Source organism: Paenibacillus sp. Soil787 (genome assembly GCF_001429545.1).
Taxonomy (GTDB): domain Bacteria; phylum Bacillota; class Bacilli; order Paenibacillales; family NBRC-103111; genus Paenibacillus_E.
In genome coordinates this window covers 389692-416566 of the sequence record NZ_LMSP01000002.1, presented here as the reverse complement: position 1 = coordinate 416566, position 26875 = coordinate 389692, and the positions used below count along the sequence as shown (strand labels likewise).

The window sequence follows — 26875 nt, the reverse complement described above, 5'->3', positions numbered from 1 at the left end:
ATTTTGCCATGCCTCGCACTTCCTTTACACGTTCATTTATCCATTACTTAAAAATTTCGTGACAGCATGGGTGAACTCCTGTTTTCGTCGGACAGACTCTTAGCCCCCGGTGGCGACGAATCTGACGACCTTGCGCACAATTTTTGTGCGCTAGTATTCCTTCTCTCCATAATACCAAATTTACCAAAAAAATTAGAAAGGGATTATCCTCATGCTCAACCTCGAAACTTATACTTTCTATTATGCTGAGAAAAACCTCTATCGAGGTCTTTCGAAGATGTGCGAGAGGGTGTCCCCTGTTATGATATAAATACCGCCCTTTTAACAGCAGCGGTATTTGTTTTAAGCTGTTTGTATTATTCATTTATATAAGTCGTCACGCGGTTCTGTATCAGCTTGGCGACGGTTTCAGCAGTCTTCTGCCCAGAGAAATAAGCTTTAGCTTCCTCGATAATGATCATTTGAACTTTGTTCATTGGCGCGATCGGGAGACTTGCATCGGATATCATGGTCTTCAAGGACTGCAAATCCTTGTCCGATACTTTGAGGACCCCGACTTTCTCTGATTTAATCGTTCCTTTTTTCGCATCATTCGCTAAATCTGCCATCGTCTTCTCAATTACAGATTTCATCATGGAGAAGCCGTCTTGTTGCGGTATGCTTTGCATCTCCTCGGATAATAGAAACTTCATAAAATCCCATGCCGTTCCTTTGATCGTTGAATTTGAATTCATGGCAATGGTTTGAAGCCCTCCGAATGCGATTCCCGATTTCTGTCCGGCCGCATGAGGCTTTTGGTAAACCGTTCCGTTTTTATAATATATAGCGAGACGAGACAGATAATCAATTGGTGAATATATTGGGGATAGATGAAAGTTGGTATCTTTAGGTGGCAGGAATTTGGCAGATATGACTTTCTCGTCGTACAAACTCTTTACACGCTTAAGGAGTTCGGTAAAGTCCGTCGAATCAAAGTTCGCTTTACGATTAGCTCCATCAACCAATTGGGCATAATTATCCGACACAAGGGAGTTAAGCATACTCTCGGGCCCCACTGATCCTAAAGAGTAGGCGTGAACTCCCTTATCCGCGAGTTGTTTTCCTACATCTGCAAACTGACTCCATGTCCAATTCTTATCATCAATCGTAACGCCAGCATTCTCAATAGCTACTTTATCTCCGAACAAAACTTCCAAATAAAATTTTGGCGGCAGAACATAGAGACCACCGCTTATTTTTGAATTGTCGAGTATGTTCATATAATAAAGGTTTGGATCAAAGGATTTGTCCTTTTTTATGAGTTCGTCCAAGTTTACAAACGCTTTTTTGGCAATATATTTCTCAATCGGCAGGTCGATTGTATTCATAACGAATAGATCCGCTCCCTTACCCGACAAGACCTCTGTAGTGGTTTGTTTGATATACTTCTCTACTGCGGCAGCGTTCATGGTGCCAGCTTCATTCAGTGTTGTTTCAAATTCCTTCAATTGAATAGTCGTATTCGGATGGATTGCTTCGTATTTTTGCTTTGCCTGTTTGTAAAAATCGGTTACTCCAAGAGTGGAGATAACAATGGTCTTCTTGCTGTCTTTGTTTTCATCCTCTATTATGCCTTCATTCCCTGCCGTACTAGGACTACTCGAGTTAGCCTCGGAGTCCTTACTTTCTATTTTTGTGCTTAAGGGTTTACTGCTGTTTACTGATGGTGTACTGCCATTACAAGCAGCCAAAAACATGAATACCAAACTCATGAGTATACCTATCCACTTTTTCATCGTTAACACTCACTCCTTATCATCATCTAAACACATTTATTTCGGTCTAACTCTGCTGCCATCTTGAATGGGTTCGCTGGTTTCCGTTATGATTTTCTGACCAGGATAAGCCCCCTTAAGGACAATCGCTTCCGATTCATTGGTGTCGCCAACTTCGATGAACACTTTGCTCGCATGATAGGTGTTGCCTAGGGGGCCTTTCTTTTCTGTCATGACAAAAATATATTTGGTAGGGCCCTCGCCATGAATAGCTTTTGTAGGCAACACCATTCCATTGTCATTCGTAGAGGTTTTGCTCAAATTCAGACTTGCTTGTTCCCCCCCCTGTAAATCCTCGCTTTTTACCGTCACAAGCACTCGTTTCTGATCAACAGGCGGGGATGGACTGCTTCCAGCGGCAGGCACGTTCTTATTCGTCGATTCCGCATTCTTTATTTCTGTAAGAGTACCTTCCAAGGTTTGGGCAACTCCTTGAATTGCCACCTGCACGTTTAGCTTGTCTCCGAGTTTGAAGGACTTGATGACTGAGGATGGAACTTGCAGAGAAAATTGATAACCGAGACTTGAATTCGATATACGCACATCACTCCCGGCACTTCCGGAAGGAAGGTCTTTTACGGCACCTAATTTCGTGATTAAACCTTCGAATGGAGCTACGATTTGCTTTTTAATGTCCAAATCGATTTGCATATTTCTTAAATTTCGTTCGGAAACGTCCATATCCAGACGCGCTAATTCAAGATCCCGTTTTGCGCCGCGAATCTTCTGATCATCACCGCTTTGTTCGGCTTCGATATAACGATCCTGTAAGCCTTCCATCATCAATCTTTGACGCTCCATATTCGACTGTTGATCTTGAATGCGGGTCTGAGCTTCTTGGTTATCGTAGGTTACAAGTACCTGCCCCTTGGTTACGCGATCCCCCTCTTTGACCAGTACGTTATTGACGTTCCATCCCTCCCTGTTTGAAAGTTCCACTTCACTGACCGGCTGAAGCACACTGCTGTCGCTGTAGTTTTGAACGAGCGGCTCCTGTTTCCCTTCTTCCGTCCATACCTTGGGTAAGTTCATTGTAAGTAAAGTATTGCTGTAAATCGTGACAATAAGTAAAATGCTGATAAACAGGACAAACAATAGCCGAAGCTTGCGTTTCGGGCCTGTATCCTTTCGTTCGACCGCATGCAACTCCATGTAATGGTTTCCTCCTTACCCTTTGACGCCTGAAAGCTGTACGCCTTGAATGAAATATGATTCCGCATACAAAAATAAAAGCACCATCGGAGACATATAAAGCACGGATGCTGCAAACCCGATTCCTTTTGCCTCCTGTTGGATCCGCGATAAATAAAGAGATAGCGGCTGTTTAATGGCATCATCCAGAAAAATAAGCGGTTGCTCCACCATGTTCCAGTAATCCACAAACAGCAGGACGACGAGCGCTGCTAATCCGGGCTTAATTAACGGCAAGATGATTCGATAGAAAATCATCAAATGTCCCGCGCCATCCATGATGGCTGCTTCTACATATGCATTCGGAATGGTGAGCATGAACTGCCGAAGCATAAACACGCCGAAGGCAGAGAAGATCCCGGGTAAAATGATCGCGCCAGCGCTATTCAGAAGCCCTAGCTTGTCGGCGATGATATAGTTAGGAACCAGCGTTACCTGAAACGGCATAAGCATCGCCATCAAGTACACGAAGAACAAGGAATCCCTCCCTCGATATTGCAGCTTCGCGAATGCGTAAGCCGCGAGTGCGGCGACCGCCACCTGCCCTCCTATAATCGGAACAACCAAAAGAACCGAGTTCCAAAACATATTCAAATAGTTCGGGGTCTCCAGGAGCACCTTCGCGTATTGCTCGAAGGACACCCAATCCGGAAGGAGCTTCAAGTTGACGAATAAGTCTTTTCCCCCTGAGGCCGCATTTGTCATCTGACCAATGAGATTGTAATTATGTCCGATCTCATGCTCCGTCATGAGCGAATTCGTGAGGGAGATGATAATGGGAAGCAGCAGCATCACCGCGAAGACGAATAAGACCAACGATAACGTACTTTTATAAAGAAAGGCCTGCTTTTTCATCCTCCATCTCCCTCACTCCATAAATCTTCTAAATTGCCGTTCCATCGCGAGCATGCCAGAGACGATAATTAATATGCAGCAAACCATTAAGGCCGCGGCTGCGGTCAGCTTCTGCACATCCAGCGACAAGAACATGTTGTTCATATAATGCTGCAGCATGTAAATGCTGTCATGCGGGTAGTCTCCGGCTATCAAATACGTTTCCCGGAATATGCGAAACGAGTTCATGATCGACATCAGCACCACGAAAAACATGGTCGGCGTTAGATAGACGAGCGTAATCCCGATCAGCTTGCGAACCGGGCCTGCTCCTTCAAGATCCGCCGTTTCGTAATAATCCTTCGGAATGCCCTGCAAAGCGGCCAGGAACAGGATCATGTTATAGCCGAGGTTTTTCCATAAATAGACGACGGACAGCACGCCTCTCGCCCAATCCGATTTCATCCAGTCGATCCGCTCGGCCCCAAGTGCATGCAGCCAAGCATTGAGCGAACCGTTCCAATCAAACAGTATTTGCCAAATCATGAGGACAGAAGCAACCGGAACGACGAGCGGCATCACGTAAACGGTCCTCAGCCAATTACGCAAGTAGACGTTCCCGTTCAACAAAAGCGCCAGCAGCAGCGACAGCACGACCAATAACGGCACGCTCCCGGCAGTAAACAGAAACGTATTCATCGCTGCTTTGCGAAAAGAAGCGCTATCCAGCACAGCATGATAGTTGGCAAACCCGACAAACGATCCGCCGCCCGCCCTATCCATAAACGAATACACGGTACCCATCACGAACGGAATTAGATAAAACATGGCGAAGCCAATCACGCTTGGCGCTAGAAATCCGATGGCTATGAAGCCTTGTTTTCGCGTCAACCGCCTGAGCAATACGTTCATTTTTACCCTCCTCGAATGAAATCCTTGTTGTCATAAAAGCATCATAATAGGCGCGTATAAAGATACGATCAAGATGAAGAGAAGTAACGCCTCCATACTTTAGTAAATGATTAAGAATTTGACGAAAACTATTTGGTAAAGTAAGTAATAATCCCATCAGTAACTCCGTCCGCTATCTTAGTTTGAAAAGCTTGTGTTTGAATTCGCTGTTCATCTTCGCTATTCGATATATAACCTAGCTCAAGTAAAAGAGATGGGCTCGTGTTTTCTCGAAGTACGTAGTAGTCTCCCTGTGCCACTCCACGATCTCTTGTATCCATGTTTTGTTTAAAAATCTGCTTATTCATCACTTTTGCTAATTGTTTATCTTCCGATTTGTTGTAATAAGTAGTTATGCCTGATACATCGTTGGTGGTATACGCATCAAAGTGAATACTTATAAATAGATCGGCTGCATGGTTTTTCGCGATTTCAACTCGCTCGGATTTGGTCAAAGATTCATCCTTATCACGTGTCATAATGACGTTAGCTCCAGTTCTCTTTGTTATTTCTCGTTGAATATTCAGGGCTGTTTGAAGCGTAATATCTTTCTCATGAATACCGGATTGACCTGTAGCACCAACATCCCTTCCTCCATGCCCAGCATCAATGACAATCGTTTTCCCTTCTAAAATGGTGCTTTCGATATTCATAGTCGTAGATTTGTTGTTCATTGTCGTAGATTTGTTGTTTTCTGATTGCAGAGTTTCATTTTTAGCAAGACTAGCATCTGCTTGTACTTTTAATAAAATTGATGCTGAAATAAGTACGGTGATTGCGGTTAAAGTAATGATCATTGTTTTCTTCATAAAACTTATCTCCTCTCACTAGTAACTCTATCTGGTTGAGCTTTTCATAGAGTCATTGTAAGAGAGGCAAATGAAGATAATGTCGAATTGAAATAAAGATAAGATAAAGATAGACGCGACGAAAAAATAGACACTTTCATGACGAACGGATTCCGTCGTTGAAAGTGTCTATTCAGCTTCATTACGCTTGTTTATTCAAATAGAAGAAAAACAATACTCCGTCTTCTGTATTCGCGGCGCCGTACTCAGCGCCATGTAATTCCAAAATATTTTTGGAAATAGCCAGCCCTAGTCCGGTTCCGCCTTGTGCACGTTGGCGTGCGCTATCCACGCGATAGAATCGCTCCCAGACTTTGTCTATTTGATCCGCGGGAATGTGAGCTCCTTTATTTTCTATGCTAATCTTGACTCGGGTTTGTTCTTCTTTGATCGTTATGAAAATATGCTCATGTTCGGGTGAGTAGTGAATCGCATTGGTCATAAAATTCGTAATTACTTGTTCGATTCGGTGCTGATTAGCGATAACTTCAACTGCAGCAAGCTCAGTGTGTACATGAAGTTGTTTATTAATGAACTCCAAAGATAGCTTCTCACAGATCTCCTCCATGAGCTTATCCATGCTGAATGTATCCATCTTCATTTTATATGTTCCAGATTCAAACTTTGCAAGCTCCAGCATATCCACAATCAAGAGATCCATCTTATCGACTTCTTTGTCCATCGCTTCAAAATAATGATCTTTCTTATGCGTAGCAACGCCATCCTTCAAAATCGAAATGCAGCTTTTCATGACGCTCAGAGGCGTTTTCAACTCATGAGATACTCCTGAAATAAATTCTTTCCTTGTATGCTCCAGTTGCTTCTCTTTTTCAATGTCATTTTGCAGCTGTTTGATGTAGGAATGAAGGGTTTGGGAGAGAGAATTGATACTCTGAGAGAAGTCGCCAATCTCATCTTTGGATCTAATTGAAATGGTTTCCGAAAAATCTAAACTTGCGATCTTTTTCGTCGTCTGATTCATTTGAAGCAAAGGTTTGGCAATCTTTCTCGAATAATACAACGCAGCGAGAACAATAAGAAGAATCACTAAAGCGATCATGTACACATAATAATCTTTAAGCATTTGAACGGCTTCGTCGACCGGCTGCAAAGAGGCCATTGAAAAGATGTAGCCGGTTACTCCCGCTTGATCTTTGATCGGGTCAATAAACAGCTTGTACTTTACGTCATTTTGTGTGTAATCAAGAATTTGTAAGGTATTAATGCTATTGTGCGACTCATTGAATAGCAAGTTGGCTTGAAACTCTTTCATTCGGTCCATAAATAAACTGTTCGTATAAATGAAGCTCGAAGATTCATTTCCGTTAGGAAAGAGGACTTTGGTAATCGTTCCGCTAAAAAAAATTCCAGGGAACTCTGTCTTTTCCTTATTTGAATTTTCCTTATATGAATTTTTAATATCTAACGTGAGGTCATCCATCTTTTTGATGATTTTCTCATTTGCCAAAAGTACATTGCTTTTATCCACTTGGACACGAAATGGAATTAAGTCAGAACCCTTTTTATACTCAGAAATATAAACACGAGCCTTGGGAGCCAGCACGGATATTACTTGACCTGGAGTTGTATTTAAAACCTCATTGATGTTCACCATGTGATAAAGAGGAACTGAAATCGTTTTACCGAAGAACTCATTATTAACTTTAGGTGAATCTATTTTTACTTCCAAATAAAAATCATTGACATTTTTTAAGTTCCCTAGGCTATCTACTATGGTAATCCACGTATTGTTTTGGCGATAAAAGTCCTGCTCCAGCTTCTGAATGGCAAGAATATTACCATCGCTGTTTAAATAATCATTCTTGAATGCTTGAATATTAGCTTGAATTTCATTCACTTTTCTATATGCGTAGTACTGTTTGAAGAATATCGTTTGTCCCATATAAATGGTTGCTATAATGAAAAGACACAGCATAGTTGTCAATGTAAACAATTTAACTACAATACTTGTCCTCATAAGGTCCCCTCAAACTTATAGCCCGTTCTTACGATAGTTGTTATCAGTTTGGATTTATCGCCAAGCTTGCTTCTTAAATTACGAATATGGGTATTTATAGTACGATCATCCCCTTCGTATTCATAACCCCAAATTTTGGTGATAAGCTGTTCCCTCGTTATGACAATCCCTTTATTTCGCATTAAGTACGCTAATATTTGAAACTCTGTATAGGTCAGGTATATATTCTCGCCATCTATGGATACAGTTCGAGAAGGTATATGGATTCGAAGCCCATTTATAGTTAGAGTATCACTTTCAATATTTGTATATGACATAAAGGCTTCAGATTGTCGATCTTCCCGACTCCTGCTATCTATCAGTCGTTTAGCCCTAGCTAGTAACACAGCCGGACTATATGGTTTTGTCACATAATCATCAGCCCCTAGCTCAAATCCCAGTAATGTATCATCCTCATCCACTCTTGCAGTCAACATGATGATTGGAACATTGGAAGTCTTCCGGACTCGTCTACAAACAGACCACCCATCCAGCTCAGGCAGCATGATATCCAGAATAATTAAATGAACCTCATGATCATGAAATAAGGTTATTGCCTCTTTCCCATCTGCTGCTTCTAATACCTGATAACCTTCATTCAGAAAATAATCTTTAATAATTTCACGCAGAATTTCTTCATCTTCTACGACTAAGATTGTTTTTTGCATAACTTCTCCTACCCCCTTTTGCGAACCTTAGTACACAAATAACTTATTATATTCTTACCTTCGGAAATTTTTTTAATAAACTTAAGCTTTCTAATTTATTTGTAACAGAGTCAGATAAAGATTATGTGAAGATTATAACTGACAAAATTCTTGCACGGGTCCGATCCTGCTATAAGTCTATTCAATCAGGTCTATTAACCTATTATGGTTGCCCCGGTTTCCTACAATATGCTCATTTTCCTTGGGAACTATTAACAAATAACATTGCAGCTCCGATACTATTCTTCGAATCAATCAAAAAAGGAGCTGTAATTATGAGAGACAAGCCTTATTTGTTGAGAAAAGTAGGATTTACATTTTTTTTAGCAGCAACTCTTATTATTCCCTCATTCCCCGGAAATGGAAGCGCTGCAGGAAAAGCTGACAAAAATGACGCAGATCGCACCAAGTCATACGCAACTGGATTTGTACAAAACACTCCACAAGAACAAAAATGGCTCGAAGAACATTCAAAACCTGCAAAAGACGTTAAAGTATCCAAAATGGGAATTGAAAGAATCAATCATGCAAGAAAGGCAAAAGGACTTCCTTTAATCGATGAAAATCTGGCAGGAGCGGATGCTGGCGTATTGGCTGGTGCAGGAGAAGCAGTAGCTCAGGTAGATAATAGTACGCTTAAATATTTTCCTCCCATTGCCAATCAAGGTAGTCTTGGATCGTGCGTAAGCTTCGCCAGCACTTATTACATGGGCACTTATATGACGGCCATGGCAAGAGATTGGGACGCCAAAAATGGAGGAAATACGTTCAGATTATCGCCAACATGGACATATAACTTTATGAATGGCGGGACAACCGGAGGTACAACCATTGGAGGCACTCTTCAGCTTCTTATGAACAATGGCGCGGCAACATGGTCGGAAGTTCCGTACAGTACTGCTAACTATAAGGCTTGGAGTACGAATCCTCAAACGTGGAGAAATGCTTTAAGCAACAAATTCTTAAGCACAGGAACCGTATCAGGTCTCGATACGCAAGACGGTTTAAATAGCCTCAAGCAATTTCTTACCAACGGATATATATTGGAAATAGCGACCTACATTAGCAGCTGGCAGTATACAACTGTAAAAAACGATCCTGCAACTACACTTGACGATGCTCTTGTCGGGCAAAAGGCAGCCTACTATATGAATGGCACTTCCGGCGGGCATGCAATGACGATCGTAGGTTATGACGACAATATCTGGGTCGATATCAATAACAATGGCTTAGCGGATCCCGGGGAAAAAGGAGCGTTAAAAATTGCGAACTCCTGGGGTTCAGGATGGGGAAACAGCGGATATGTTTGGCTAGCCTATGATGCATTAAAAGCCGTAACGGCAGTTCCTAATGCTTCACTCCCAGGCAAGATACCCGCTTTTTCTCTTGGGAGCAACAATGCTTATTGGATAACTGCGAATACCTCTTACACGCCAAGACTCACTGCCGAATTCACAGTGAACACGGCCAAGAGAAATGAGTTAAGCGCAGCCTTGGGTTACTCTGAGTTATCCGTAAATACCCTGATTAATACCATTACACCAAAGGCATTGTCGAATAATGGAGGCGCATTCGCTTTCGATGGGACCACGACTGCCACCGATGCCACCTTTGTTCTCGACTATACGGACTTAATCAAGCAAAGCAGTCTCGATGTAAACCATAATTATAACTGGTATTTAACCGTAACTGATAACACTTATGACGATGCCGCTCTGACGATCAAATCGTTTGTCTTGAAAGATAATCTGACGAACACCGTAATTACCTCTACTTATGCATTCCCTGGAACGGTCAACGGTTCAAACGTAGCCCTTACAATAAACGATAATTTAGGGGCAGCAAATCCCTTGCCAACTATTGTAGATGACATTAATAAGGACATTACTTACAATGTTACGTGGTCTAAGTATTCTTCGTCCAGAGATTACGGCGGCAGTGAATCCTTTACCTCGGTTGCTGGGAATTACGCTCAGTATACATTCACAGGAAGCACCATTCGATATATAGGAATGAAACAGCCGAACATGGGAAAAGTCGATGTATACTTGGATGGCGTCCTCATACAGGCCGATATCGATTGCTATTCATCTACGACGATTAAACAAGCTTTAATTTTCAGCGCTTCAGGATTAACAAACGGAACACATACGATAAGGGTAGTTGCAAAGGGTACAAAGAATCCGGCATCAACGAATATCATCGCTGCTATAGACGATTTCCAAAGCTATTAACAAGGTCCAGTTTGTTCTCGAATAGGACGGAACAGGGTTTTACCTCTGTTTCGTTCTATTTTTTATTCTCCCAAGGTTTGGAAATATCGTCACAAAATGAGTCATTGAGTTTTAGCAATTCCGAAAAAGGGCAAGATGGTAAGAAGACCACAAGTAAGGATGCTGCTCCATGTCGGAAACCCTCAAAACTCTTATACAAAGGCATTTTGCTTCTTCAAGTGACTTGAAATCGGAAACCATTCGAATCCATGATGCCCGGCTGGAACTCCTTTATTTAGATAGCATTTGTGATGAAAAGAAAATCAAAGACGATCTTGTACGTCCAATTTTGGAATGTACGAGTAAAGATGATTTTTGGAATTATCTCACTTCACTTCCCGGCGTTACAGAACCGGACGAGAATCAAGATGTCCTTACCAAAATGATAAGCGGTCATGTCTGTTTGTTCATTGACAGTGAGCTCATCTTGTTTAGCGCGGAAAATGTGATCAATAATCAGCTTGGGGAAGCGAACACGGAAACGGCCATTTATGGATCGGCGCATTCGTTCAGCGATGACATCAAAACGAACGTCAATCTCATTCGGCATCGCTATCCCTCATCTTATCTTGTTTATGAAAAATCAAAGGTCGGCCAAACGCCGCAAACAGAGGTTGCTCTTATTTACGACAGCCAACTAGTAGATATCGAAGTATTGAAAGAAGTTCAAGCACGGCTCGCTTCAGTTAAAACTAATGTGATTCTTTCGGCCATGCACCTCCAAAAACTGCTTACGGGACGAAAATTTTCTCTATTTCCAGTCATGATGATTACGGAAAGACCGGATCGGGTCGCGCTAAACCTAACTCAGGGTAAAATCGTCCTGCTTGTCCAGGGCACCGGAAACGCTTTAATCGCTCCGGCTGTTTTTTACGATTTCATTTCTTCTATGGATGATATATTTCAACTTTATTGGATTAGCACATGCATGGTGGCGCTTCGTTATATTAGCATTTTTATAACCGTGTTGCTTCCTGCCATTTATATTTCCATGGTCTCCATTAACCCTGAATTCTTCCGTGTACAACTTGCCCTTACGATCGCCGGCAGCCGAGAAGGCGTCCCCTATCCATCGTATATTGAAGTTTTGATCATGATGTTCTTGACCGAAGCTTTAATTGAAGCAAGTATTCGTCTGCCTAAATCGATCAGCGCGACAGCCACTACAGTTGGCGGGTTGATTCTAGGGCAAGCTGCTCAACAGGCAAACCTGGTAAGCAGCATCATGATTATCGTGACATCCGCTATTGCGATCGCCAATTTTGTCGTTCCGATCAATGCTATGAGCTTTGCGATAAGAATCATGAAATATCCATTTGTTCTATTAGCGAGTTGCTTTGGGGTTGTAGGGGTTGTCGTCGGCTTGTTTTGTATGTTCATTTATCTGAACGATTTAAAAAGCTTCGGTAAACCCTACTTGAAAGTGTTTTTTGGGGAAAAGGAGAAGTTCGGCAAACGGTAAACGATTGATCGGAAGGAGGATAGGATTCCATGAACCGGTATGCTTTTTATGTCATCTGGTGTAATACTCTTACCATTCACGTTTTATTTGTAGTCCCCTATTTATTAGAAATCAGATTTAGTGGAAGTATTATGGCGGTAGCGCTCTGCACGATTCCAGGCTCGATTTTTCTTGTATCGATTATCAAGTCGTTAGGCTATTTTCCAAACCAAGGTCTCCCTGAAATATTTCGGATGTTCATGCCCGCTTGGGCCAGAGTTCCCTTCCTGCTCTTTTTTTCAGTCATGATTGTAGCCAAAGCCTGTCTAATCCTAGGTTACGCTGCATTTGTCATTAATCAGTATCTCCTACCGCAAACAAGTTCGTTTCCATTCATCGCATTTTTTTTTCTTGCTGTGGCCTGGGGGGCCACTAGATCAAGTAAAACGGTTCTAAGTACTTTAGAGTTGGTTATTCTTATGACGACGCCTTTCATTTATTTCGTCTTTACAAAATCCATTTTTAGCCGTGGCTTCGAGTGGAATGCGATTAAAGCCATGTATGATTATGCTTTTGTTCTGCCGAAATGGCAAGATGTAACAATAGCGAATACTGTTTTTTCCGGATTTGTGGTCTTAACTATATTTAATCGAATGATCCCAAGCAAAATAAATGGGAAGTTTTACGCTCTGATCCTTATCGTAAGCTTGCATCTTATATTCATTCAATTCATGATTCCCATCGGCTTTCATGGTACGTCCGGGGTAGGAAATTTTTTGAACCCTACTTTAACAGCTATTGATGCCATGTCTCTGGAACTTGGGATCTTCGAACGCGGACTTCTCCTTTACTTGCTTGCTTTTCTTTTCCTGAACGTCATGGAAGCGACCATTACATTGCATGTTGGAGTTGAACTGTTGAAAGGATGTTTCTCGATGGAATCTCTGAACAAGCCACGCAAAAATCAACTCATTTCATGGATAACTATCAGCCTGTATGCCGTTCTTACTATGCTCATTTTTTACTTCTTCACGATTAAAGAAATTTTAAGATATGCCATCAATTTTCTAGAACTGAGGTTTTATACCGAGTTGCTTCTGGTCGTGCTAGTCGCGGTGTTTGCTAGGATGAAAAGGCGGCGCAGCATATGAGCATCACTCGGCTATTCCTCCTCTGCTCTGCTTTGTCTTTACTTTCGGGCTGCTCCTTCAAAGATATCGATAAACGAATCTTTGTAATGGCCATCGGAATCGATAAATCGAATGAAGAAAGCAAACCTTACCGGGTGACCTTAAAACTGGCTTTGCCTGCCCCAAAAACTGAACCCGGCGGGAGTCATACTCAGATTGTTAGCGTAAATGCCGAATCGATACCAAGCGCAATCAGACTGATCATCGCAAAAGTGCCAAAACAACTTGATTTTAGCCATTCGTCCATTTATATTTTAGGTCAATCTTTAGCGTTTGAGAGTATTCAAGAGCCCCTTGATTGGTTAGTACGGAGAACAGATATTCCAATTTCAGGGATTATTTCCATGGGCAAACCCAATGCGGAGGCTGTTCTGAGCATGAATCTTAAATCCGAAAAATCTCCCGGAAGCGATTTGTATTTAAGCTTCTCCGAAGAGGGGGCACGATCGCCGCTTACACTTTCTGAATATTTGTATGATTTCTACCGGCGAACGACTGAAAAAGGCATGGATCCCTATTTACCAGTCATTGAGTCAGAAAAAGATACACACAACATTAATAAGGTTGCCGTGCTGGATAAACAGAATGTGAAAACGATCCTAATGGATCCGGCTGAATCACGTGTCTTTCATGAACTGCTAAATCAATATCCATCTTTCGATATCAGCACAAAAATAGACGAGAAACCGCTTGTTTTAGCGATTCGAAAAGTAAAAAGAAACTTTAAGATCGATACGAGCGATGAAAATATGCCTGTTATTCGCGTATCTGTCCATATGAATGGAATTGTTGAAGAATCCTCAGTTGGTATATACGAAGATAATTGGAGCAGGTTAGAAAAAGCTGCTGAACGGGATGAGGCCATGAAATATACAAATTTGCTGAAAAAGTTGCAAAAAAATGAGGTGGATCCGCTCGGCTTCGGCTTGCTTTACAGAGCTACCCGCCATGGCGGAGATAGAGACTGGGAAGAATGGCAAGCCATTTATCCAAAAGCTAAATTTGATGTTCAGGTCAAAATAGATATACAGGGGACGGGAGCTCTCAAATGACTTTATATCTCGAATTGCTGATCATTTTGCTGTTTACCAAACTGGCATCTGACCTTAGCGTGCGGCTCGGACAGCCTGCCGTATTAGGCAAGCTCCTCATCGGCATTATTTTAGGACCGGCAGTGCTCGGTTGGGTAGAGAGCGGGGAATTAATTGATGAGCTAAGCGAAATCGGGGTACTAATGCTCATGTTTATCGCAGGGTTGGAAACCGACCTTCAGGAATTGCGGCGTAACCTCGCCTCCTCCTTCGCAGTCGCGCTCGGCGGAGTGATTTTTCCATTCGCAGGCGGCTATTTGACTGGAATCAGCATTGGATTTAGCACTTCGCAGGCTATGTTCCTCGGTTTATTGTTAAGCGCAACGTCCGTCAGTATATCGGTTCAGGTGTTGAAGGATTTAAACCGGCTGAATAGCCGGGAAGGTACGACCATGCTTGGCGCTGCGGTTATCGACGATGTGCTCGTTGTAGTGCTGCTCGCAGTCTTACTAAGTATGGTGGGAGGGGCGGATGTCTCACTGCCTGCGGTTTTGTTCAAGAAAGCGCTGTTCTTCGGGGGAATTATCTTATTGGGTTGGAAAGCCGTCCCGTGGAGCATGACAATGCTGGCGCCGCTTCGTGCGACCGAGGCCGTGATTAGCGCCGCTCTGATCATTTGCTTTTTATTTGCTTATCTAGCCGAGTATCTGGGCGTTGCTGGGATGATCGGGGCATTCGCAGCAGGCATCGCCATATCGCACACGAAATATAAGCATACTGTGGAAGAGCGGCTGGAACCAATTGCCTATGCGATCTTTGTCCCCGTCTTTTTCGTCAGTATCGGATTATCCGTGACGTTCGAAGGCGTTGGCAGTCAGCTTTGGCTCATAGTAGGACTGACCGTCGTCTCGGTCATTACCAAAATGGTCGGCGGCGGGCTAGGAGCCAAACTGACGGGCTTCAGTTGGACATCCGCATTCGGTATCGGCTCCGGTATGATTTCCCGCGGCGAAGTTGCGCTCATCATTGCGGCAATCGGACTTAATTCCGGACTGCTCAATCCATCCTACTTTACGCCTTTGCTTATCGTGGTGATCCTGACAACGTTAATTACGCCGCCTTTGCTGAAGCTAGCATTTGGCGGGAGCAAGCCGCGAGAGGGTTGACTAGCGAATCGTCCAACTGCAGCATATAATGAAGCGCTGAGGATAGCCCTCTGATATCCATCAGAACTACCCTCTCAATGTTACTTTCCATCGCTTCCAATTGCTAATCCGCATCAATATTCATTAATTAGCCCGCCCCTGAATAAGCTGCTTGTCGTTTTCATCCCAAGGCATAGCATAGCTCGGCGTATTTGCGAAGCGCTTCAAGCCTAGACGTAGCGTAATGCCCGTCCCCTCCGGCAATTCCACATGCAGCCACTTTCCGTTCACCGCCGTGGTCCCAGTGACTTCGCCGTTACTGCCGATGATTTCGCCGATCGTAAACTGATGCTCGCCGAACACGCCAGCCTGAATAATGAGCTCGCGCGTATCGAACAAGCTCGTATTCACGAGCTGAACCGTTACGGAGTCCGCCGTTAGCTTTTCGACTAAAGCCGAAACGCCTTGCGGCAGCCCCGGACGCTTCTCTGCATCGTCGAAATAACGGACTCGGCCGTGCTGCAGCCCACCGTGCGAAATATGCATCGGACCACCCAACGTCAACTGCACGAGACCTTCGAAGTAAACCGGACACATTTCTTGCCAAATATGAATGGCGGAATACATTCCTTCATTATAATGCTCCGTCCAATTGTGCGGATTTCCGTCTGGCGCCCGCATTTTCGCAAGTTGATTGCCAATCATTTCGTAGTTAGCGCGCAAGATTTGCTCCGGATAGTCGGGATTCAGACCGCGAATGTACTGAAACCACGGCTGTGTGTTGCCGATGTAATGCTTCGTTTCCCTTCCTGTTTTCGGGTCGCGACCTGAAAACCGGGGTACGATCACCTCGTTCCAATCGTGGTCTTTTGGGATGCGCTCGATGCGATCCAAATCTTCATCCGCCATCGACATCGACCATAAGTAAATCGGATATTTCGGGAGCGCTTCGCGGTAATCCGTCCAGCCGCTGTCAAAATGCTTGTACGGGACGAGCCACTTGCCGTCCTGTTCCTTGCGCAATTCCCAATTCCGATCAAGCTGCTCTCTCGCAAGCTGCAGCCTGGTCAAATCGCCTGTCAGCATCGCTACGTTCATACATGCATTCGTCAACGGCTCAATAATCGTCATGAAGCCATGTGGCCAGCGCCAGCCGTAGTAGCCGCCCCACCATTTGCCATCATTGTACTCCCCGATTTGATCGGTCAGTCCGACGTTGTCTGGAATAATTCCCCCATTGCGATTGCTCCGCTCCTGCCACGCTTGCACATATTCAACAACCCAATTGCGCAAGTTCTCGTCGCCGGAGTGCATGAACGCATGTGTGACTAACCCGGTCGCGTTCAAGTTCAGTGGCACGTCTCCACGGTTCATCCTCTCGTTCATCATGGAAATGAGATGCTTATACACCTCGTCGTTCGACCAGGAACATTTGCCGCTGGCGAAATCGACCCCGGGAATGTCCTCGTAGGGCGCAAGATAATCGTCCAAAATGCCCCGGTGCGTACTCCAGTCCTCTTCGTTCACAATAAACCGCGGACCGCGGCTGCCGTTGAGCGGCGAACGGATCAGCTTCCGTTCTTTATCGTAGTTGGGCGCTTCCGGATCATCTCCCGTGTACATGCTCGCGAATGTAAGTGCGCGCTGGCGATCTTTCAACGTAGCCGGTCCAGCCAGCCCGAGAAAGTACAAATATAAATAGCCTTCGCCGTGGTGCATCCAGTCGTAATAAGCGTCAAATTCCCGGTGGATTTGGCCGTACTGCGTCCATTGCCAAGTGATGCCGTCGAAAATTCGGCGCGCTATTTCATGCAGCTCGTTGCTCCCCCCAAGCATGTACAGAAGTGCCAAATTCATAAAACCCTCGTAGGGATCATCCGATCCGTCCATTCCCGGCCAATGATCGAACCAAATGAGCGTTCCGTCCGGACGGGTATATCGCGTGACGAATTCTTTTGCCGCTTTGTTCAACGTATCAAATAGTAACTGCTCCTGCAGCGCCCAATGCGGCGGGACTACACGTTCTGAAGCTGTGATGCTCGCAATGGAACTCTTTAATTGAGAATTGGTCACGGCATGGTTCTCCCTTCGTTTTCACAGTTCTTATTCATCCAACAATTGCTGATCATGGAACAGTTCGTAAACTTGCTGCAGCTCCTCCGGCTCAAGCCCTTTCCCATCGCAAAACGCTAAATTCGTACGCAGCGAGCTGATTTTCGACGTACCCGTCAGCGTGACTTGAATATCCGGATTGCTTAGACTAAAGCGCATGGCGGGTTCGATCAACCCTCTTGGCTCCGTTTTGCGCAAAAATTTCAGTTGTTCCATCCGTAGCGCAGCTTTCTCCAAAATGTCAGGATTCAAAAAATGCGCCGCCGCATCCGCCAACAAACCCAGTCCCAGTACGCTTCCGTTGATGACGCCAATACCCATTTTCTTCGCAAGCGGCAATACTTCCTCTTTGGCGGTATGGTCGATCAGCATATAGCGAGTGTAAAATTGAATTGTGTCGAAGCTTTCTGTTTTCATATAGTCCATGAGCAGCGAAAGTTTGCGGGTCGTCACGCCAGTGAACCGAATTTTGCCATCTTGCTTCAGCTTATGCAGCGCGGGAATTGTTTCATTGATAATCAAATCGTAAGGCTGAGACTCGACATCGTGCAGTTGCAAAATATCGATCCTGTCCGTCTGCAGCCTTTGCAGGCTTTCTTCCACGGAACGAATGGTCCTTTCGTAGTCATATCGAAGATCCGAGCGAACCGCTTTCGAAGCGATGATCACTTGGTTTCGGCGGCCATCGGCAAGTGCTTTGCCAATGCGTCGCTCGGATTCGCCGCGCCCGTATAAAGGCGCTGTATCGATGAAATTGATGCCGCTATCGATCGCCTCGTGGATGAGGTTATGAACTTCCTGTTCATCCGTTTTCCCAAAGTCACCGGCCAGCGGCGCACCGCCCAAGCCGAGCTTGGATACTTTCAGTCCTGTTTTGCCAAAAATGGTATACTGCATGGGACTTGGCTCCTCTCCTTGTTTGCCTTCTTTGTGCTCCTTATAAATACCTGACCCGTTGCTTATACCGATCAATTAATTCTCTGTTATGTCCATCTCCTCCATCCCGATTGGCACTAACCAAAACCGGAGGAACAGTTCCTCTCTGCGTCAATTCATCTACAACCGCTACCGTTAAAGCTTGAATAATCACAATGCCGCCAATCGTTGAAGTCGGCCCTATTTTGTGCAGACTTTCGTCGTAAGACAAGGTGGCGTCACCGTGTACCCCGCAAGTATCCAATACGATATCCGCTGCTTCGTACAACTTTTTCCCGCTGGGATGACGCGACGCCGTCTTTAAGGAATGATCCATATTCGTTACCGCAACGACAAACAATCCCCGCTTTTTGCTTTCCAGCGCAACCTCGATCGGGACGGCGTTAATACCGGAATTGGACACGACTACAATCACTTCTCCCGGGCGCAAATCGTAACCGGTTAGTAAAACCTCCGCATAACCGGGTAACCTCTCCAAAAGCGAAGCCCGGCCTACATTGATTTCCATCAACGACGGCTCAAGCATCGCATTCACGCAAGCAAGTCCGCCCGCGCGATGAAACACTTCTTCGGCAATCATATGGGAGTGACCGCTCCCAAAAACGTGCATGATGCCACCGTTCTCTATCGCGTCCGCAATTTTGCAGGAAACTTCCATAAGGGCATTTTTCTGCGTTGTTTGAATGTTGGCGATTTGTTCTTGAATGTTTCTGATATATAAATCAAGAAGCATATGCATCCACCTTCTATCATAATTATTGAAAAATGTTCGCCGCTGCTCCTAACATTCCAGCTGTTGTCGGGAAAGAAGCTTGTTTAATATTCACTTTCATCACATCATCGCTTGGAAACCTCGCCCGCACCGTTTTTCTTGTAGCTTCCAGCAGCAGATCGCCAGATTGACTGAACCCGCCACCGATAATGATATTCCCTACACCGAAGAGCTGCAAACAATTGACCAAGCTAACGCCGAGAAGTTCCCCCGCTTCCTGAAATACTTCTTTAGAATAAAGATCACCTTGCTGGGCAGCTTCATAAACAAGCAAGGAGTCCAAAGCTCGCGACTGTACCCACTTGGAGAGGATTGTATTTGCCGTATCGAGCTCCATCCGAACTCGATCGGTTATGGCTGAGGCCGAAACGTATTTCTCCAAGCAGCCTCTGTTTCCGCATTTGCATGGTTTTCCGTCCGGAATAACACTTGTATGGCCAATATTGATAGCCGGACCGAGATCCCCATGATAGATATGGTGATCGACCACTAAGCTTGCGCCGACTCCGGTACCTAAACAAACATATAGAAAACCGGATTGATCCATTCCCGCGCCATAGCGCCACTCGCCTATTGCGCCAGCTGTCGCATCGCATTCCAACCTAACAGGCAGTTTCAGCCGCTCCTGCATCATCTCGACCAGCGGAAGCTCATTCCAGCCCAAATTAACTGCAAATTTTACAACCCCAAGTGTTGTATCCAGAATGCCCGGACATGCGACACCTACGCCCGCAAGTTGATTCCTGACATTTCGCTTTTCAATAAAATTAGCAACTTCTTGACTGATTAACGCGATATCCGCTATCTTCGTTTCGTCTCGGAGCAAATTCACAGAATAATGGTCGATGACTTCTCCCTGCTCATTGATCAATCCCAACTTGATATGGGTTCCGCCAATATCGACGCCGACTGCCAGGCTCTTTTTGGAAAACATGTCACTCATACGTCCGCCTTCTTTCAAATCATTCCACCACCCTGTTTCCCATCCCATCAACCGATGAAATAACCGCCGTCCAACGGAATTTCCGCTCCGTTGATCCAAGCCGATTGGCTGCTGGCCAAAAAGACGATCACATGCGCGATTTGTTCCGGGGTTGTAATGTTCGGCGCTGTCTTCAATAGATGTTCCGCTTCTTCCGGCGTGTGGTTCGTCATATCGAACCATTTGTTCAACAACGGCGTTGCTGTGCCACCTGGCATGATCGCGTTCACCCGAATACCTGACTCGCGTAAATCGAGCGAAAGTCCGCGCGTCATATGGTTTAAAGCGGCTTTCATCGCGTCGTAAACCAGATTATTGCGGCTGTTCACAAGCCGGTTGATCGAGCTGACATTGATAACGACGCCACTGCTTTCTTTGAGCCACGGGAGCGCTTCCTTAACAAGGAAAAACGGAGTCTTCACGTTCACCGCAAACAGCGAATCCCAGTCTGCGTGTTCGATACTTTCTAGCGGTTTGTTGCAGATGAGCGCCGCATTGTTGACAAGAATGTCCAATGCCCCCCAGTGCTGCGTCGTTTGTTCAATAATATGCCTTGGGGCTTCCGGAGAAGACAAATCCATCTGCACAAAAATGGCATCGCCTCCGAGCGAGCGGATCTCATTCACCACTTGACTTCCGCGTTCTTCGTTCATGCCATGGACGGTCACCTTTACGCCATGAGAAGCCAGCTCAATCGCCGCTGATTTGCCGATGCCACTCGTTGATCCAGTTACGAGAGCTACTTTGCCTTTCAGATCTTCCACATAATCACCCCTTATATATTGAAACAAGCAAGCCCTATCCAATCAGGAGCCTGCCTGCCTCTGCTTCAATGATCCATATCCACACCTTGCGTTATTTATGGCAGCTTTCTCTCAGCTCCTCGATATAATCGGATATTGCAATAACCCGACTCTCTAAACGCGACTTTTCGGCGGCGAACGCCATCAGATGGCTTTGCACGGAAGTCCGCGCGCCTGTAAGTCCAACTTCATCCCCATCTCGGCTCACTAGCCGAATGAAATCCCGCATGATGCCATGATCACCGCCGCCATGTCCATCCAATGGAGCGTCAATATCAATTGTTTGCGTATCACCTGTAATAAAGCTGCTTACTTCGATGACGTTCTTCTCCATATCGGCTCTGATCTGACCACGTGATCCCATCAGCTTCATCGATCTGCCGCCTTCTTTGGTAAAGGCACACATCGTAAAGGCGACGGTAACCTCGTTCGCGAACTCCAGATTGACGACCTGATGATCTACCACATTGTTATCGCAGTGATATACGCATCTGCCGTATGGCCCCTTTTTCAATGCTTGAAGGACACCTTCGTTACTGTCATCGTTGCTGACGACTTTTCTCAGCACAGAACCTACCCAGTCCTCCCTCTCCAAATACATTTTAGGAGCATAGTACGGACATTCGTTCTGAACGGGGCAACCGTCCAAACAGTACAATGGCGCTCCTTCTGGGGCGCTATCGGAGCGAAAATGCGTTAGTGATCCGAAAGACGATACCTTCGTACACTTGGCATCCGCTAACCACAGCAAAATATCCATGTCATGACAGCTCTTCGCTAAAATCATTGGACTGGAAGTTTCGGAGTTTCGCCAATTTCCTCTCACAAAACTGTGCGCTTGATGACGGTGCTCCACATTTTCCGTATGCTGGATGGAAATGAGTCTGCCTATCGCTCCATCTACGAGCAATTGCTTAAGCTTTTTATAGAACCCGGTATACCTTAGCACATGGCAGATGGAAAACACTCGTTTATATTTTTCGGCGTATTCCCCCATAAGGACACATTCAGTCGGGCTTGGTGACATTGGTTTTTCGAGTAGAACATGATACCCTTTTTCCAAAGCCCGAATTGCAGGCTCAAAATGCATTTGGTCCTGCGTGCAAATTAAAACTGCATCAGCGAGTTTCGGCCCTTCAAGCAGCCGCTCCCAGCTTTCGAATACATATGCATCATCAATAGCGTGAGCCTGCTGGAAACGTTCTCTCCTTACAGTGTCAATCTCCGCAATCGCTACAAATCTAACTTCATCCGGGTAGTTGAGTGCATAGGAAGCGTAAGCATCGGCGCCCCTTTGTCCCGCTCCAATTAATACCGCTGTCATAGTTGCCATTTTGATATTCTCTCCTTTTAACGATAAGTCAACTTTATTGACCTGATCATACATGCTGGCTTCACATTCGAAAACAATAAAAAAATGATATTTCTTCGATTTCTAGCAAAATAGGTATACAAAAATGATTCAACAAAACAGGCCACCCCTCATTTTTTCAGGAGTTGGCCTGTCTTTCCGAAACGATTAGTATCCTTTACAGATCATTACTACATTTACTGACCTGACCGGCAATGATTAAGGCTGCTGTTATTTTACGCATCTAATAAACTCTCCTTCATGCTGAAGATTTTCGTAAAAAAGGAGCTTCATACATTAACATATCACTATGTCACTGTATGAAAACTCCTTCTCGCTAAAACTTAGCCCTGCTTATTTACCGTTGGCTTGTTTCCAAGCGTCGATTTGCTTTTTCTTTTCGGCGATAATATCGTTCGCTCCCGCGTCCTTCAATTTTTTCAGGAATTGATCCAAGTATTGGTCGGGGTCTACCATTCCCACTTCAAGCCCTTTCAGCATTTCGCTAATGACCCCGTTAACGTTCGCCATCTGAGTTTTAACTGGAGTTGAATCAAAAACGAAGCCCATTACAGGTGATACCATAGCTGTTTTGTCGGCAGCGTAAATCGTATCAAGTCTTTTCATCTGGACATTCATATTAGTACTTTTATCCCAAAGCATTCTGCCATAGGATTGACCGACTTCCCATTCGGAATAGTTAAAATTGTACTTATCTGGAATCAATTCAAATTGTTTGTCACCGATTGGCTTGTAATCCACATTCGGTTGGCCGAAAGCCAGAAGATGGAACAACTCATCGTTCGTATTGATCAATTCGATAAGCTGCATTGCCTTTTCCGGATTCTTCGAGTTTGCACCGATCGCAAGTACCGCTGCGGAAGGAGTATTAGACGAAATAAACGGTGGAGTGAAGCGTTTGCTATAAATATAAGCTTTGCTTGCCGGGTCTGTTTGAGACATGAAATCGGTACCAGCTGATTCCGGCAAATCTATGTTGTCCGGGAAATTTTGCGCATATAATGACGCGAGTTTAATTCCTTTACGATCGGGAAGAAGATCCTTTAACGTAGCTGCATCTTTCCTGACATAACCATTCACATACCAATCGCGCATCGTTTTCAAATACGCTTTAAATTCAGGGGTTTCATACTGGTTAAACACTTTGATACTCTTATCGCCATATTGAACCCAACCAGGAATAGCAGAATCACCTATCGCATCCATGTTATAGTAGACAGGCTGACCCGAGAACAATTGACCGGCTTCGAATGGAATGAGATCAGGTTCTCCTTTTTTGACAGCCGCTAAGAACGGCGTCAGATCGTCCCATTTCTTCATCGATTTCCAGTCAAAATTATATTTATCGACTAAATCTTTTCGCAACTGAACGCCTCTTGCTCCCGCCATTCCCCATACTTGGTAGTTAATAGCTCCATAAATCTTGCCGTTAACCTTGACGCCATCCCAAATGCTGGCAGGAACTCTTGATTTGGTCGTAGGCGCATACTTATCGAGAAGAGAGGTAATATCTTTGAATGCCCCCTTGGAAGCGCTCTGGAAGTAGTTCAGATCCCCCCAGCTTGCTGTGAAGGCGATATCGAATGGCTCGCCTGATGAAATCATCAGATTTAATTTTTGTGGGTATGTGCTCGATTCGATAAGTACGAGCTTCAGTGTAGCATTGATTTTTTCTTTGATAATTTTATTCGTTGCTTCCGTAATTCGATCCAAATCTTTAACAGGCGAATTCGCGATATACATCGTTAGTTCTACCGGCTTTTCGTTTGCCACGGACTTAGTTGGCTCAACCGAAGCAACAGGGCTCGCGGAAGAAGATGTTGAAGATGAATTGTCTTTTCCACATCCGGCGAGTACAACAGAACTCAAAAGCATGACTGCAAGTGAAGAAGTTATTACTTTTTTCTGTTTTTGCATGTCTATCTTAGCCTCCCATTTTCTTTTTATAATTTGCGTGCTGCATTGCGGTCAAACCTCACCATACGTTTTTCTGATTGGCCATCTCACCTTCGCATTGATGTCAATCCAACCTGGTGTTGAGCACAATTTCACTTTACAAGCACGATCAATTGTTGACTACCGAGAATAGCACATCACTTCTTCAAAAACTTGCTTTTACTCAACATAAAAAAATGCACTTTTTTATTAAATTCTTGCTTTTCGATCACGCCAATCCGTTGTTCACACCCGGTCTTTCAAGTTTTTTTCATCAATCATTAATTTGTAATGGGAGAGAGAGATCCCAAAATGCTTTTTAAATAAAATATAAAAATAGTTAGACTCTTCCCAGCCGCATTGCTCCAAAATCTCCTTCGTTGACAAGCTGGCTTCGTTCAACAATTGTTTTACTCGCGCCATTCGGACTTCCGTGATGTAATCTATAACCGATTTACCTGTTGACTCTTTAAATACTCGTCCTAAATAAACATGTGACAATTGAAATTCGTCGGCAAGGAGACTTAGATTTAAGTTTGGATCATGATATTGCTCTTCAACCATCTTCTTAATGCGGTTCACGATCATTTGTCGTCTATTTGGTTTCGTGGTATCTAAAGCCGCTACGATCTCGGAAAATATAGCATCAAACGTTTTGTTAATTTCCTCCATCGTTTCAACTCTTTCTATGTTGGAGAAAAAATCATGAAACATGCGGTCATTTTCCGCGAAGCCTGGAAACGTTACTTTAATTCGAAAAATAAGATGCATGACGGATGAAAGTATGTTTTCGTACGTGTAACTCAATACGCTCTCCATAATCTCCTCGTAATATTTCTTGGCTTTATCGAGATGACCGAGCCGAAGTGAATCAAGCAGCAGTTTTTCCTTCCCTTCTGGGAAATGATGTGGATTGAGCGTTATAGAAGAACGGAAAGAAGTTGTTAGTATGCTGCCTTTTCCCGCTATCAATCGATACAAGGAAAGAGCAAGCGTATCGGCGTACACTTCATGAAGGATATTAAGGGACTGGGCAGGCTTGCCGATTGTGGCAGAAAGCGATAAGTGTAAATAGTCGCTTGTTGCATGCTGGATGCTTCGGACCAGTGACGTCAAATCCGTTTCAACTTCTTCCGATTCTGCGGATTCCATTAGCAAAAGGAGCCTATCGGCATCCATATCGATGACATCACCTATATAGAGGGCGGATGAAATATCGTCGATAATATTCGAAACTGCAAATTTGAGCAGCCTTCGGTCTCTTTCGTTATAACGATCCAGGAATTCTTGGTAACCATCCAACCGGAATAATACGATTCGCATTGGTCGTTCTAAATCCATCCGTATGCCCAGCTCTTCCTTTTTGGAATGGAGCTCCGAGACCCCGACATTTTTGTTACTCAAAATGATTTCTTTTAGCCAGTTATCTTTTAGAATTTGCCGCTGATCGCGTTGCTTCCGAGCGAATTCATCGCTTCTCTGACGAAATGTATCAGTTAATTTAACGATAGGAGAATACAACGATTTGGACATGATAACGGAAAATAACAAGCCCAAGAGAAGGACGACAGAGCTGATAAGCATAGTGGACGATTTGACCGCATTCACGGGCGACATGAATGTTTTATACGAAGTCAGACTGATAAATTTCCATTTTAATTTATTAGATGAAACATAAGTGACATTGAAAGGCTGACCGCCAATACGCGTTTGAAAGCTGCCCGACAAATGATCGGATGCAAGCACAGTTCGGATATAGTCCTCTTCACGCACGTTTCGCAGGAACATGTCCTCCATTACGTGGTTTATCAGATTGCCATCTGAATCAATAACAAAGATATCGCTGCCATATTTGGAAGCTTTCGTATTTAAAGAAGCGATAATGTCACGTAGAACGCTGGCTTTAATATTGACGACGAGCGCTGTTTTCGGTTTTTCACCAATTCCCGTTTGGTAAGGAATGATGTATGTATATACGTTGGCTAATCCACTGATGCTGGTCGGACTTGGGATTCTGCGGGCGATCGGCATCGAAGGCACGGCCGAAATGTCCCATTTTCTAACGAGGTCCACTGCTTCATGGTCATAAAAGTTATTAATGTAGTAATATGCGCCGTTTTCCGTTGATACAATCCGATCTAAAGGAAGGCTGATCGTGTACGCGGAATAAACGTAATCATTGGTTGTCACAAGAAGATTAAGAGATCGGAATGCGCTGCTAAGAAAAACCATGCTCTCATCCGGATTAAAAAAGAGATTGGCAATATTGGGCTGCGCAGTAGCTGTTATTATAAATTTTTGCGTCACATTGTCCATGTAATCTACGCTGTAGCCAATCTGATTCAAAACCGATAAATTCATTCTGTTTACGTTTTCGAGTGAAGCCGCACTATAATTCCGGTATAAAAGAGTAGATAAGCCGAAGATGAGAAGCGTCACAGTCACCGTAAAAGTTAAAAGCAATTTCGTATATAAACTGTCCAAACGGAATTTAATAGGAAAAGCCATAGTTCTTCATCCC

At 44.3% G+C, this 26875-nt stretch carries 20 protein-coding genes; 5 read left to right on the top strand and 15 right to left on the bottom strand.

What is annotated here, in order from left to right:
- Positions 1-356 precede the first annotated feature (356 nt).
- From ASG93_RS06275 to ASG93_RS06245, 7 genes are all read right to left on the bottom strand, one after another.
- The gene (locus ASG93_RS06275; protein WP_056829930.1) at positions 357-1775 is read right to left on the bottom strand and encodes an ABC transporter substrate-binding protein; all 1419 of its coding nucleotides are present in this window, start codon (positions 1773-1775) and stop codon (positions 357-359) included.
- A gap of 36 nt (positions 1776-1811) precedes the next feature.
- A complete protein-coding gene (locus ASG93_RS06270) occupies positions 1812-2966 on the bottom strand; it encodes an efflux RND transporter periplasmic adaptor subunit (protein WP_056829929.1) in 1155 nt (384 codons plus the stop codon).
- Between the two features lie 15 nt (positions 2967-2981).
- A complete protein-coding gene (locus ASG93_RS06265) occupies positions 2982-3860 on the bottom strand; it encodes a carbohydrate ABC transporter permease (protein ID WP_056829927.1) in 879 nt (292 codons plus the stop codon).
- 12 nt (positions 3861-3872) lie between these two features.
- Positions 3873-4751 carry a carbohydrate ABC transporter permease gene (locus tag ASG93_RS06260; RefSeq protein WP_056829926.1) on the bottom strand — a complete coding sequence of 293 codons (879 nt, stop codon included), beginning with the start codon at positions 4749-4751 and terminating at the stop codon, positions 3873-3875.
- 128 nt (positions 4752-4879) lie between these two features.
- Complete coding sequence (locus ASG93_RS06255; protein WP_156410812.1) at positions 4880-5599, bottom strand: N-acetylmuramoyl-L-alanine amidase family protein; 720 nt, start codon at positions 5597-5599, stop codon at positions 4880-4882.
- A gap of 181 nt (positions 5600-5780) precedes the next feature.
- On the bottom strand, positions 5781-7616 hold the full coding sequence (locus ASG93_RS06250) for a sensor histidine kinase (RefSeq protein WP_056829924.1): 1836 nt from the start codon (positions 7614-7616) through the stop codon (positions 5781-5783).
- A complete protein-coding gene (locus ASG93_RS06245; RefSeq protein WP_056829922.1) occupies positions 7613-8323 on the bottom strand; it encodes a response regulator transcription factor in 711 nt (236 codons plus the stop codon). The genes ASG93_RS06250 and ASG93_RS06245 overlap by 4 nt, the downstream gene beginning before the upstream one ends.
- 314 nt (positions 8324-8637) lie before the next feature.
- Between ASG93_RS06245 and ASG93_RS06240 the strand changes: the two genes are divergently transcribed.
- The 5 genes from ASG93_RS06240 (at position 8638) to ASG93_RS06220 (ending at position 15463) form a co-directional block, all read left to right on the top strand.
- Positions 8638-10596 (top strand): C1 family peptidase, encoded by a 1959-nt coding sequence (locus ASG93_RS06240; RefSeq protein WP_056829920.1) that lies wholly within the window; start codon positions 8638-8640, stop codon positions 10594-10596.
- A gap of 169 nt (positions 10597-10765) precedes the next feature.
- Complete coding sequence (locus ASG93_RS06235; RefSeq protein ID WP_056829918.1) at positions 10766-12097, top strand: spore germination protein; 1332 nt, start codon at positions 10766-10768, stop codon at positions 12095-12097.
- Positions 12098-12126: 29 nt separating this feature from the next.
- Entirely contained in the window at positions 12127-13227 is a 1101-nt protein-coding gene (locus ASG93_RS06230; protein ID WP_056829916.1) for a hypothetical protein, read from the top strand.
- A complete protein-coding gene (locus tag ASG93_RS06225) occupies positions 13224-14318 on the top strand; it encodes a Ger(x)C family spore germination protein (protein WP_056829914.1) in 1095 nt (364 codons plus the stop codon). Before ASG93_RS06230 ends, ASG93_RS06225 begins: the two co-directional genes overlap by 4 nt.
- Positions 14315-15463 carry a cation:proton antiporter gene (locus ASG93_RS06220; RefSeq protein ID WP_056829911.1) on the top strand — a complete coding sequence of 383 codons (1149 nt, stop codon included), beginning with the start codon at positions 14315-14317 and terminating at the stop codon, positions 15461-15463. The genes ASG93_RS06225 and ASG93_RS06220 overlap by 4 nt, the downstream gene beginning before the upstream one ends.
- Positions 15464-15586: 123 nt before the next feature.
- On the opposite strand, the gene ASG93_RS06215 is transcribed toward ASG93_RS06220, so the two are convergent.
- From ASG93_RS06215 to ASG93_RS06180, 8 genes are all read right to left on the bottom strand, one after another.
- Entirely contained in the window at positions 15587-17515 is a 1929-nt protein-coding gene (locus tag ASG93_RS06215) for a hypothetical protein (protein WP_056829908.1), read from the bottom strand.
- 30 nt (positions 17516-17545) lie between these two features.
- Positions 17546-18451, bottom strand: coding sequence for an aldo/keto reductase (locus ASG93_RS06210; RefSeq protein ID WP_082614737.1), 906 nt, complete (start codon positions 18449-18451; stop codon positions 17546-17548).
- Positions 18452-18491: 40 nt separating this feature from the next.
- Positions 18492-19223: a sugar isomerase domain-containing protein gene (locus ASG93_RS06205; protein ID WP_056829905.1), complete on the bottom strand. Its 732-nt coding sequence runs from the start codon at positions 19221-19223 to the stop codon at positions 18492-18494.
- A 22-nt stretch (positions 19224-19245) separates the two neighbouring features.
- Positions 19246-20304, bottom strand: coding sequence for an ROK family protein (locus ASG93_RS06200; protein WP_156410811.1), 1059 nt, complete (start codon positions 20302-20304; stop codon positions 19246-19248).
- The gene (locus ASG93_RS06195; protein WP_056829901.1) at positions 20253-21008 is read right to left on the bottom strand and encodes an SDR family NAD(P)-dependent oxidoreductase; all 756 of its coding nucleotides are present in this window, start codon (positions 21006-21008) and stop codon (positions 20253-20255) included. The genes ASG93_RS06200 and ASG93_RS06195 overlap by 52 nt, the downstream gene beginning before the upstream one ends.
- Positions 21009-21099: 91 nt before the next feature.
- Positions 21100-22380, bottom strand: coding sequence for a Gfo/Idh/MocA family protein (locus ASG93_RS06190; RefSeq protein ID WP_056829899.1), 1281 nt, complete (start codon positions 22378-22380; stop codon positions 21100-21102).
- Positions 22381-22752: 372 nt separating this feature from the next.
- Complete coding sequence (locus ASG93_RS06185) at positions 22753-24336, bottom strand: ABC transporter substrate-binding protein (protein ID WP_056829897.1); 1584 nt, start codon at positions 24334-24336, stop codon at positions 22753-22755.
- 264 nt (positions 24337-24600) lie between these two features.
- Positions 24601-26862 carry an AraC family transcriptional regulator gene (locus ASG93_RS06180; protein WP_056829895.1) on the bottom strand — a complete coding sequence of 754 codons (2262 nt, stop codon included), beginning with the start codon at positions 26860-26862 and terminating at the stop codon, positions 24601-24603.
- Positions 26863-26875 lie beyond the last annotated feature (13 nt).